Consider the following 10836-nt stretch of genomic DNA (forward strand, 5'->3'; position numbering starts at 1 on the left):
CAACTGGGTCTAAGCGGTGCGGCACCTTGCGGTGCCGAATAAACCGGATCGCCGTCCCCCGGACGGCGATTGAGTTCGATACCCACGGCCGCTCGCGCGGCCGAGTAAAGCCGGCGAATGTCCCCCGGACATTCGCTATTTCGGCTTTACTCCCACTCGATCGTGCCGGGGGGCTTCGAGGTGTAGTCGTAGACCACCCGGTTGATGCCCTTGACCTCGTTGATGATGCGGGTCGCGACGCGGCTGAGGAAGGCGGCGTCGAAGGGATAGATGTCGGCGGTCATGCCGTCGGTCGAGGTGACCGCGCGCACGGCACAGACGCTGTCATAGGTGCGGTAATCGCCCATGACGCCGACGGTGCGGACCGGCAGCAGCACGGCGAAGGCCTGCCAGATCGCGTCGTAGAGGCCGGCGTTGCGGATTTCCTCCAGATAGATGAAGTCTGCCTTGCGCAATATGTCGCAGCGTTCCTTGGTCACTTCGCCGGGGATGCGGATGGCGAGGCCGGGACCAGGGAAGGGATGGCGGCCGACGAAAATGTCGGGCAGGCCCAGCTCCTTGCCCAGCACGCGGACTTCGTCCTTGAACAGTTCGCGCAGCGGCTCGACCAGCTTCATGTTCATGCGTTCGGGCAGGCCGCCGACATTGTGGTGCGACTTGATCGTGACCGAAGGGCCGCCGGTGAAGCTGACCGATTCGATCACGTCGGGATACAGCGTGCCCTGCGCCAGGAAGTCGGCACCGCCGATCTTGGCGGCTTCCTCCTCGAACACGGCGATGAATTCGCCGCCGATGAACTTGCGCTTCTTTTCCGGGTCGGTGAGGCCGGCGAGGCCGCCCAGGAAGCGTTCCTCGGCGTTCACATGAACGAGCTTGATGCCATAATGTTCGCGGAACAGGCTGACCACCTGCTCGGCTTCGCCCAGCCGCATCAGGCCATGGTCGACGAACACGCAGGTCAGCTGGTCGCCGATCGCTTCATGGATGAGGACGGCGGCCACCGCGCTGTCGACGCCGCCGGACAGGCCACAGATGACCCGGCCATTGCCGACCTGTTCGCGGATTTCGGCGATCTTGACCTGGCGGAATTCGGCCATGGTCCAGTCGCCGGCGAGGCCGCAGACATGGCGGACGAAATTGGCGATCAGCTTGCCACCGTCGGGCGTATGCACGACTTCGGGGTGGAACTGCGTGCCGTAGAATTTGCGTTCCTCGTCAGCGATCACCGCGAAGGGTGCGCCGTCCGACACGGCCACGATCTTGAAGCCGGGCGCGAATTTCGTGACCTTGTCACCATGGCTCATCCACACCTGATGCCGTTCGCCGACTTCCCACAGCCCGTCGAACAGGGCGCATGGTTCGGTCACGGTCAGGAAGGCGCGGCCAAATTCGCCGCCTTCGCCGGTCTCGTGACCGGGGCGCACTTCGCCGCCCAGTTGATGGCTCATCACCTGCTGGCCGTAGCAGATGCCCAGGATCGGCACGCCGGCGTCGAACAGGGCCTGGGGCGCACGCGGGCTGCCTTCTTCCGGCACGCCGGCGGGCGAACCGGACAGGATGATGCCCTTGGGCTTCATGCGGTCGAACGCGGCCTGGGCCTGGGTGAAGGGGGCGATCTCGGAATAGACGCCGGCTTCGCGCACGCGCCGGGCGATGAGCTGAGTCACCTGGCTGCCGAAGTCCACGATAAGGATGGAATCCTGAAGGGGCAGCGTCATCGAATCGCCTTTATGTCGAGCGGTGGAAGGGATTCGCGCCCGGTTAGTCGCACCGCCCCGATATGTCCAGTTTTCCCGGTTCAGAGCATCATCCGATTAGGGTAAATCGGATGATGCTCTGATTTCCTTTTGTTTGCCGCATTCTGCGAGTCGTCGGCTGTTCCAGCCGACTTCAGAATGCTCTAGGCCGGCGCAGGACCATCCTGTTTGCGTCCCGCTGCGCGGCCGAGCAGGGCGGCGCCGGCGAGGACGAGCGCCGCGATCAGGAAGGCGCTGCCGATGAAGGGCAGGATCGGGCGGGTGCCGACCGAGGCGGAATAGACCGCGCCGAAGAAGAGCGGGGAGACGATGCCGGCGATCGCGCCGACGCTGTTGTTGGCGCCCTGCAACTGGCCCTGTTCGCTTTCGGAGACACGCTGCGTCATTAGCGACTGGATGGTCGGCATGGCGAGGCCCCAGAGCGCATTGGGGAACATGGCCGCGACGAACAGCCAGCCGGTGGGCGCCAGGCCCATGGCGGCGATGCCGACCGCGCCGAAGCCGAGGCCCACGACCATCGTCGTCCGGTCGCCCAGCCGTTTCACCACCGGACCGACCAGCAGACCCTGCACCGCCATGTCGAGCAGGCCGACCATCGCCAGCAGGGTGCCGACCTGCCAGGCGCCCCAGCCATAGCGGTCGCCGGCATAGAGGACGAACACGGCCGAGAAGAGATGATGGGCGAAATAGAGGAGGAAATTGACGATCGCGAGGCTCGACAGCTCGGGGTGCGAGCGCAGCAATTGCAGCGCGCCGAAAGGATTGGCGCGGCGCCAGCTGAAGGCCATGCGCTTTGCCGGGGCGAGCGATTCGGGCAGCACGACGAGGCCATAGAGGAAGGCGAGGCCGGACAGGCCGGCCGCCGCCCAGAAGGGCGCACGGTGCGAGATCTCGCCCAGCACCCCGCCCAGCAGCGGCCCGGCGACGAAGCCCGCGCTGAACGCCGCGCCGATCAGCCCATAGCCGCGCGCCCGGCCCTCTGGCGGGGTGATGTCGGCCATATAGGCGAAGGTGGAGGTGAAGCTGGACGAGGTGATGCCGGCAAGGATGCGGCCCAGCGCCAGCCACCAGAGATTGGGCGCGAGCGCCATCAGCACATAGTCGAGCGCCAGCCCCGCGACCGAGATCAGGATCACCGGCCGGCGCCCGAAGCGATCGGACAGCGAACCGATCACCGGCGAGCAGAGAAACTGCATCGCCGCCCAGAGCGCGACGAACAGGCCATTCCACAGGCCCGCGCTGGTGCTGGAGCCGGACAATGTCTCGATCAGCTGCGGCAGCACCGGAATGACGATGCCCATCGACATGACATCGAGCAGCGCCGTCACCAGGATGAAGGCGATGGCGGCGGTGCGGCGCGGATGGGCGGGGGCGGTCATGGCGCAGGCGCTATCCTGCCGGGATGGCGATGCCAAGCGCGATGGCGCGATGTTCAGGCATGGGGCGCCGTTTCACCATGTCTGGCGCCCCCAAAAAAAGGGCCGCCCCGGCGGGACGGCCCCAGCTCATGCTATGGGATGCATGAAGGGATCAGCGCTGCTCGCGATCCTGATTGTCGCGGCGTTCCTGCTGGCCGCCGCCTTGCTGGCGACGCTGTTCATCCTGTTGGTTCTGCTGGTCGGGCTTGCCGGGCTGACCGCCCTGCTGACCGGGATTCTGGTTCTGGTTTGCCATCTCACACTCTCCTAACGGGCATCGTAACCCGCCTGCGCTCAACTTGGGCCGGTGCGGCGATGTTCCGAAAAATCATGCTGATCGAAATCAAGTCTGCCGCAAGCTGCGGACAAGCTGCCATATTTCCTGTGTCTCGCCTAAAATTGGGCCGATCGAAGCGGCGATGGCAGCGATGGCGTCATGGGATTGTCCCGTCGGCTTGCGCGACCGTGGGCTTGGGCTAGTCTGCGCCCGTCCACAGCAGGAGAGCGCCGATGACCACCGATCGCGATGATGTGCCGTCCCCCGTCGAGCGGCTGGCGGAGGATCGCAACTGGATCGCCTCGACCGGGCTCAGCCGGCGTCACATCCTGGCCGGCGGCGCCTTTGCCGCCGGTTTTGCCGCCGCCTGCCAGCCGGTCGCGGCCAGCACCATCCAGACCTCGGCCGACGGGCTGGTGGAGGAAGCGGTCTCGATCCCGACCAGCGACGGTTTCGCCATGCCCGGCTTCGTCGCCCGGCCGTCGGGCAAGAAGAAGGCGCCGGTGATCGTCGTCGTGCATGAGATTTTCGGCGTCCATGAATGGGTGCGCGACATGTGCCGGCGTTTCGCGAAAGCGGGCTATCATGCCGTCGCGCCGGATCTGTTCGCCCGCCATGGCGATGCGACCAAGGTCAGCGACTTCAAGCAATTGGTGGCGGAGATCGTCAGCAAGGCACCGGACGCGCAGGTGCTGTCCGACATCGATGCCACCTATGCCTTTGCCGGCACCCATGGCGGCGACGCGTCGCGGCGCGGCATTACCGGCTTCTGCTGGGGTGGCCGGGTGGTCTGGCTCTATGCCGCGCACAGCGCCGCGCTCGATGCTGGCGTCGCCTTCTACGGCCGACTCGTGACCCAGAAGAACGACCTGCAGACCCTGTCTGTGATCGAGGAGGCGGGGCAGCTCAAGGCACCGGTGCTCGGCCAATATGGCGAACTCGACAAGGGCATACCCCAGGCCGATGTCGAGGCGATGCGCGCCGCGCTCAAGGTGGCGGGCAAGTCGCCGCCCGATGCGATCACGGTCCATGCCGGCGCCGACCATGGTTTCATGGCCGATTATCGGCCCAGCTATAATGAAGCAGCGGCGAAATCCGCCTGGAACGAAACGCTGGGCTGGTTCGACAAATATGTGAAGGGGTGACCGGCACCCCTTCGCCGTTGCGCCTCATTTCTGCTTCATCGCCTCGACCGCAGCCAGCGTGCTCTTCACATGGCCGGCATAGCTCATCTCGCTATGGACGAAGGCGATGCGGCCGCTGGGCGCGATCACATAGGAGGTGCGGTCGGTCATGCCCGGCCGCATCTTGAGCGCGACATCATAGCCCGACACGATGTTCGGCCCGGCCGACGCGACCGCGAACTTGCCGGCGCATTCCTTGGTGGAGAAGGCGACCAGATCATCGACCGGATCGGCCGACATGCCGATCACGGTGGCGCCGGCCGCCTTGAACTTGTCGATATTCTCCGCGAACTCGCGCGCCTCGGCCGAACAGCCCGGCGTGAAGGCCTTGGGGAAGAAATAGAGGACCACCGGCCCGCGCTTCAACTGGTGCGACAGGGTGACGGTGAAGGTCTTGCCGGCCAGCGCGCCGCGGGTGGTGAATTCCGGCGCCTTGGCGCCCACCGCCAGTGCCGCCATGCTGCCCTGCGTGCCCAGGGCTGCGGCCGCCAGGGCCAGGATGATCTTTGCGTTCTTCATAATCTAGCTCCCATGGGTCGGTCAGGCGGCGGGGGTGGGCGGTTCCCACAATTCGATGGCATTGCCCTCGGGATCATGGATGCGGGCAAAACGCCCGACATCGGGATGATCCCATTCGGGCTTGGTGATGGCCTCAACGTCCGCCGCGCGCAAGTCCGCCAGCAGCCCGTCGAGATCGGACACGCGCAGATTGATCATGAAGCTCTTGTCGGCGGCGAAATAGTCGCTGTCCTGCTTGAACGGCGAAAAGACCATTGGCCCGCCCAGCGTCTGCCAGACATATTCGTTGACCGCCGGAATGTCGGGATCGGCGCTGCGTCCGCCGCCGACGCCAAGATGAGTGCGATACCAGGCGGACAGCGCAGCCGGATCACGCGCGCGAAAGAAAAGTCCGCCCATTCCCAGGACCGGCATGGCATCCCTCCTCGATTGTCTCTGTGGTGATAGCATGGCCGCGATAGCCGGTCACGCGAGGGTTGGGGGAACCCGATGCCGCCCTGCCGGGTTGGCATCGCATGCGTAACCATTTCCTCCTCGCCCTTCCGCTGCTGCTGCTCGCCGGTTGCGGCAGCAAGGAACAGAATCAGTCCGGCATGGTCACCAACATCCTGGACCAGGCCTTGCCCAGCACGCGCGATGTCCCGCCCGGCGCCAATGCCATCACCCCGGTCGAGCCCGCGCCCGACCTGCCCGTGGCCAAGGGCGACGCGCTCCACGCCAATGCGATCCCGATCGCGCTGCAGGGGCGCTGGACCGGCACCAAGGAACGCTGCGGCGACCGGGCGGCGGCCCAGGCGCTGGAACTGACGGCGGCCAGCCTGATCTTCCACGAAAGCGTCGGCACTGTGCAGCGTGTCACGCGCGAAGGGGAGGGGCGGCTGGCGGTCGTCGCCAATTTCACGGGGGAGGGCGAAAGCTGGACCCGGACATTGATGCTGCGTCCCTCGACAGATGGGCAGCAGCTTACCATCACCAATGACGGCACGGCGATCGTGCGCAAGCGCTGCACCCCGGCGGCCTGAACCGCTTCCCCCGGCGCGCAGTCCTCGCTACAGCGGCGCGATGATCGGCCGCCTCACCCTGAGTGATTTCCGCAACCATGCGGACGCGCTGATCGTGCCCGACCAGCCATTCGTTCTGCTGACCGGCGACAATGGCGCGGGCAAGACCAACATATTGGAAGCGGTATCGATGCTGGCGCCCGGCCGGGGGCTACGCGGCGCGGCGCTGCGGGCGATGGCGCGGCAGGATGGCGGCGGCAGCTTCGGTATCGCGGCGGAGGTGGATGGCGTGGTGCTCGGCACCGGCGTCAGTGCGGATGCGCCCGACCGGCGGCAGGTGCGGATCGGCGGGGTCGCCTCGTCCGCCAATGCGTTGGCCGATCATCTCTCGATCGTCTGGTTGACGCCGGCGATGGACCGGCTGTTCCTCGACAGCCCTGGCGGTCGTCGTCGCTTCCTCGATCGCCTCACCCTGGCGCTCCATCCCGGCCATGCCGCGCACAGCGCCCGCTATGAAGCGGCGATGCGGGCGCGCAACCGGCTGTTGACCGATCTGCGCCGGGCGGACCCGGCCTGGATCGGCGCGCTGGAGGCGCAGATGGACGAGCATGGCACGGCGCTCTCTGCCGCCCGCGCCGATCTGGTCGCGCGCCTCAACCGGCAATTGGTCGATCAGCCCGACGAGCCCTTTGCCCGGCCCCTCATCCGAATCGCGCAGGAGGATGGCGCCAGCGACGAACCGCTCGGCCAGCGGCTTGCCCGCGAGCGGCGACGTGATGCCGCGGCCGGCCGTACCCTGTCGGGGCCGCATCGTCATGATCTGGATGTCATCCACATCGCCAAGAATCAGGCGGCGGCGCTCTGTTCGACCGGCGAGCAGAAGGCGCTGCTGCTTTCGATCCTGCTGGCGCATGCGGCTCTGGTGTCGGCCGATCGCGGCCAGCCGCCGGTGCTTCTGCTCGACGAAGTGGCGGCGCATCTCGACCCGTCGCGACGAGCTGCGCTGTTCGACCGATTGCGTGAAACCGGCGGCCAGGTCTGGATGACCGGCACGGAAGATAGTCTTTTCAACGAGTTGAACGGTGCAACCCGGCTCCATGTAACGGCCGGGCATGTTTTTCGTTCCGCAGCATGACGCATCGCAGCAACGACTCATCGCTCGGCGGTTTTCAAGACGAACGGCGTCTGCCCTAAGGAGGTCATCGGGGATTATACCTACCTACAAGTCGGGGGTCGCAAGGAATGATCGGTGGTTTTCGCGCGCTGTTCGCAGCCGCCATGCTTGCGCTCGGTGCCTTCTCTGCCGTTCCCGCCACCGCCGGTGTCCTGCAATGCGCGCCCTTCGCCCGCGAAGTTTCGGGCATCGAGATTTTCGGCAATGCCAACACCTGGTGGAACCAGGCTGCCGGTCGCTACGACCGTGGCCATGAGCCCCGCGTCGGCGCCGTCCTGTCCTTCGCGTCCAGCCGTTCGATGCCGGTCGGCCATGTCGCCATGGTCAGCAAGATCGTCAATGATCGCGAAGTGCTGCTGACCCACGCCAACTGGTCCTATCGTGGCGGTGTCGAGCGCAATGTCCGCGCCATCGACGTGTCGCCTAACAATGACTGGACCGACGTGCGCGTATGGTATGGCCCGATCGGCGACGTTGGCCTGCGTTCGAACCCGACCAACGGCTTCATCTATGCCGACAAGCCGGAAATCGATCAGCCGGTCCAGATCGCCCTGGCCGATCGCGCCACCGCCGGCACCGACAGCGCCAAGGGTGCTTTCTGAGCCGTTAACCCAATCCTTACGGATGGGGCTCTAGGGTCGATCGCGGTGGGGCGATACTCGACGCTTAGAGGTCGCATTAAATGTTTCGATATGTCCGCTGGATGGCTTTGCTGTCCGGCCTGACGGCGGCGCCCGTGCTGGGCGCCACGGCGCTGCAGTGCGTTCCTTATGCGCGCATCGTGTCGGGCGTGGAAATCTATGGTGATGCGCTGACCTGGTGGGACCAGGCACAGGATCATTACAAGCGCGGCAGCATCCCCAAAAAGGGTGCGGTGCTCGCCTTCCGGCCCGTCGGGCCGATGACCCTGGGCCATGTCGCCGTGGTCAGCCGGATATTGGATGATCGCCGCGTGCTGATCCGCCATGCCAACTGGTCGTCGCCCGGCGCGATCGAAGAGGATGTGCTGGCGATCGACGTGTCGGACGCGGGCGACTGGAGCCAGGTGCGCGTCTGGCACAGTCCGACCGGGCAGATGGGCGCCCGCATCAACCCGACCTTCGGCTTCATCTATCCGGCCAAGGCGAAACTGCATCCCTTCACGCCCGATCCGGCGCTGGGCAGCAGCCTTCGCTATGCCAGCGCCGCGGCCGACACAGGCGATGGTGAGGACGGTGCGGAGGTTGCGCCGCTGCCCAGGGCGGCGACACGGATGGCGTCGGTCCAGACGCATGCGATGGTGGCGGCGGTTTCGCCCAAGCCTGCTGCGCCCCGGCGCAAGGCGGCGCCCCGTATCGAGGCGGACCCGTTCATCATCGAATATGCGGACAACAGCCCGTCGGATCGCTCGCTGGGCGACGTCATCGCCGATGTGAAGCGCGAATCCCTGATGAACTGACCGGCCCCCGCGATCGAGCGGGGACCGGCCCTATCTGCTTATTCGGCGTCGGCGGCCTTTTCGCCCTCGGCGCCTTCGGCCGGGTTTTCGAACCAGGCCTCGACTTCACCCGACAGCTTGATGGTCAGCGGGTTGCCGTGACGGTCGCGGGTCTTGCCGGCGGCGACGCGAATCCAGCCTTCGGAAATCGAATATTCTTCCACATCCTTGCGCTCGCGGCCCTTGAAACGGATGCCGATGCCGCGCTGCAGCACCTCCATGTCGAAATGGGGGCTGCGCGGGTTGGTGGACAGATGGTCGGGGGGCGTGTCGCTCATGATCTCAATTTCCCTGAAAATGCTGCGCAGCGCCTACTCTTTCCTGCCCGCAGGCGTCAACCGCCGCGCCCGTCATTGACGTCGCAGAAGATGCGGCGGATGACGCCTTCGTCCAGCCAGTTGGCGAAACGTTCCTGCGCGTCGGTAAGGCCGGCAAAGGGATAGGCGACCGGCTGGTCGCCAACGGCGCGGCTGGCGGCGGTCAGGCGCATCATCGCGTCGGGCGCGACGGTCAGGATGCGGCCGCGCCGGTCGGTCGATGCGCTGTTGATGCCGACCACCCGGCCATCGGTGGAGAAGACCGGGCCGCCGCTGATCCCCGACAGCGTGCCGTCGCCCTCGGGCAGGCGGCCACGCTCGGCCCAGACCAGCACCGGCTGGTCGATGCCGCTGCTGCCGCGCCGGGCTTCGGCCCGGCCGATCAGTTCGGACAGGACCAATGTCGGTTCACCGGCGGGAAAGCCCATATGATAGCCGGTGGAGCCGGGCGAGGGTGCGCCGCTGCGCAGCGGCAGGGCGGCGGGGCTGCGGGGGCCGCGTGGGATGATCGCGGCATCCGATTCCCGGCTTTCGATGACGCGCGGCACTTCCAGCGCGCGGCCGCGCTGTTCCAGCCCGACGCGCGAACAGCCATGGGTGACATGTTCGGCGGTCATCCACACGCCGCTGCGATCGACGGCAAAGGCGGTGCCCATGGCGTCCGCCGGGCCGCCGGGCCGATCCTCGATAATATATTGTTCCTCGCCCCCGCGCGGTAGAGGGCGGCGGGGCGAGCGGGGATCATATTGTTCGACCTGCAAGGACGGTGCCTGCATCTCGCCCAGCCAGGCGAGCAGCAGGATCAGGCCTAGCAGCCAGGGCAGGCAGCCACAGCCCCCACGCCCCATCGCGTCAGCCCGCCACGGCCGCAGCCGTCAGGCAGGCGACCGCGGCCTTCATCATCGCCAGGAAGATCGCGGCGGAACGCTCATTCGCCTCGATCCGGCCCGACAGCGATCCCAGCAACAGGTCGACCAGGCGAAAGGCGATCAGTTGCAGCACCAGCGTGACGCTGCCCCAGATGACGACATCCCAGACATTGACCGATCCGGCGAGGCAGAAGGCCAGCGGCACGGCGAGGCCGACGGAGGCGCCGCCCAGCGAAATGGCGGCCGCCTCATTGCCGGCGCGGATCAGTTTGAACTCGTCGTGCGGGGTTATCCACATATAGACCGCCATGGCGGCCGCCCAGACCAGGGTGGCGCAGGCGAGGTGGAGCAGCAGGATCGGCAGGCCCGACAACAGGCTCTGGATGACAGGTGTGGGATCGCTCATGGGCACAGAAATGCCGCAACCCGCCCTCGGGTTCAATCGGGGCGGGCCGCGATATGGATTTGCTCAGGCGGGATCAGCGACAGACACGCACCCGGACCCGACGGTCGCGATAGGAATTATAGCGCCATTCGTCCCAGCAGCGCTGGCGATAGGCGGAGCGATAATAGCCGCGTCGTCCGTCATAATAGCGCCGGTCGCCGCGCCAGCGACGGCGGTCGTCCCAGCGGCGATTGTCCCAATGGCGCCGGCCATCCCAGCGGCCGTCACGATCGCCGCGCCAGCCGTCGCTGCGATAATGCTGCGCCTGGGCAGGCGCGCTCGTGGCGGCGATGCCGGCCATGGCCAGGCCCAGCATCGCGGCGCTTTTCCACAGGAATTTCATCTTGCTTCTCCTCTGTCCGACCCGGCTGCCGGGGCAGCGCGGGGACGTGGGGAGG

Annotated in this window: 14 protein-coding genes; 6 read left to right on the forward strand and 8 right to left on the reverse strand. The window is 66.5% G+C overall.

Annotated features, from left to right (window positions below):
- Positions 1 to 146 precede the first annotated feature (146 nt).
- Both guaA and CG471_RS26810 read right to left on the reverse strand, forming a co-directional pair.
- A complete protein-coding gene (gene guaA / locus CG471_RS26805; protein ID WP_010336491.1) occupies positions 147 to 1718 on the reverse strand; it encodes a glutamine-hydrolyzing GMP synthase in 1572 nt (523 codons plus the stop codon).
- A gap of 182 nt (positions 1719 to 1900) precedes the next feature.
- Complete coding sequence (locus CG471_RS26810; protein ID WP_099234338.1) at positions 1901 to 3136, reverse strand: TCR/Tet family MFS transporter; 1236 nt, start codon at positions 3134 to 3136, stop codon at positions 1901 to 1903.
- Between CG471_RS26810 and CG471_RS26815 the strand changes: the two genes are divergently transcribed.
- A complete protein-coding gene (locus tag CG471_RS26815; RefSeq protein ID WP_143560286.1) occupies positions 3135 to 3446 on the forward strand; it encodes a hypothetical protein in 312 nt (103 codons plus the stop codon). The two genes, CG471_RS26810 and CG471_RS26815, sit on opposite strands and share 2 nt — an antisense overlap.
- Positions 3447 to 3685: 239 nt before the next feature.
- Positions 3686 to 4597, forward strand: coding sequence for a dienelactone hydrolase family protein (locus CG471_RS26820; RefSeq protein WP_099234340.1), 912 nt, complete (start codon positions 3686 to 3688; stop codon positions 4595 to 4597).
- A 24-nt stretch (positions 4598 to 4621) separates the two neighbouring features.
- On the opposite strand, the gene CG471_RS26825 is transcribed toward CG471_RS26820, so the two are convergent.
- Positions 4622 to 5155, reverse strand: a complete 534-nt coding sequence (locus CG471_RS26825; RefSeq protein WP_099234341.1) for a peroxiredoxin — start codon at positions 5153 to 5155, stop codon at positions 4622 to 4624.
- A gap of 21 nt (positions 5156 to 5176) precedes the next feature.
- Positions 5177 to 5569 (reverse strand): VOC family protein, encoded by a 393-nt coding sequence (locus CG471_RS26830; protein ID WP_099234342.1) that lies wholly within the window; start codon positions 5567 to 5569, stop codon positions 5177 to 5179.
- A 101-nt stretch (positions 5570 to 5670) separates the two neighbouring features.
- On the opposite strand from CG471_RS26830, the gene CG471_RS26835 reads away from it, so the two are divergent.
- The 4 genes from CG471_RS26835 (at position 5671) to CG471_RS26850 (ending at position 8768) form a co-directional block, all read left to right on the forward strand.
- Positions 5671 to 6177 carry a hypothetical protein gene (locus CG471_RS26835; RefSeq protein WP_237235369.1) on the forward strand — a complete coding sequence of 169 codons (507 nt, stop codon included), beginning with the start codon at positions 5671 to 5673 and terminating at the stop codon, positions 6175 to 6177.
- Positions 6178 to 6217: 40 nt separating this feature from the next.
- Positions 6218 to 7291 (forward strand): DNA replication/repair protein RecF, encoded by a 1074-nt coding sequence (gene recF / locus CG471_RS26840; RefSeq protein WP_099234343.1) that lies wholly within the window; start codon positions 6218 to 6220, stop codon positions 7289 to 7291.
- Positions 7292 to 7398: 107 nt separating this feature from the next.
- The gene (locus CG471_RS26845; protein ID WP_017499163.1) at positions 7399 to 7932 is read left to right on the forward strand and encodes a CHAP domain-containing protein; all 534 of its coding nucleotides are present in this window, start codon (positions 7399 to 7401) and stop codon (positions 7930 to 7932) included.
- Positions 7933 to 8012: 80 nt separating this feature from the next.
- The gene (locus CG471_RS26850; protein ID WP_099234344.1) at positions 8013 to 8768 is read left to right on the forward strand and encodes a CHAP domain-containing protein; all 756 of its coding nucleotides are present in this window, start codon (positions 8013 to 8015) and stop codon (positions 8766 to 8768) included.
- 38 nt (positions 8769 to 8806) lie between these two features.
- Here CG471_RS26850 and CG471_RS26855 read toward each other — a convergent pair whose 3' ends face one another.
- The 4 genes from CG471_RS26855 to CG471_RS26870 form a co-directional block, all read right to left on the reverse strand.
- Complete coding sequence (locus CG471_RS26855) at positions 8807 to 9085, reverse strand: DUF3297 family protein (protein ID WP_099234345.1); 279 nt, start codon at positions 9083 to 9085, stop codon at positions 8807 to 8809.
- A gap of 56 nt (positions 9086 to 9141) precedes the next feature.
- Complete coding sequence (locus tag CG471_RS26860) at positions 9142 to 9972, reverse strand: serine protease (RefSeq protein ID WP_099234346.1); 831 nt, start codon at positions 9970 to 9972, stop codon at positions 9142 to 9144.
- 4 nt (positions 9973 to 9976) lie between these two features.
- Entirely contained in the window at positions 9977 to 10399 is a 423-nt protein-coding gene (locus tag CG471_RS26865; protein WP_004209870.1) for a DUF350 domain-containing protein, read from the reverse strand.
- 73 nt (positions 10400 to 10472) lie between these two features.
- Positions 10473 to 10781: a hypothetical protein gene (locus CG471_RS26870; RefSeq protein WP_010336501.1), complete on the reverse strand. Its 309-nt coding sequence runs from the start codon at positions 10779 to 10781 to the stop codon at positions 10473 to 10475.
- Positions 10782 to 10836: the final 55 nt, after the last annotated feature.

The sequence above is a fragment of the Sphingobium sp. IP1 genome (genome assembly GCF_002708645.1).
GTDB classification, from domain to species: domain Bacteria; phylum Pseudomonadota; class Alphaproteobacteria; order Sphingomonadales; family Sphingomonadaceae; genus Sphingobium; species Sphingobium yanoikuyae.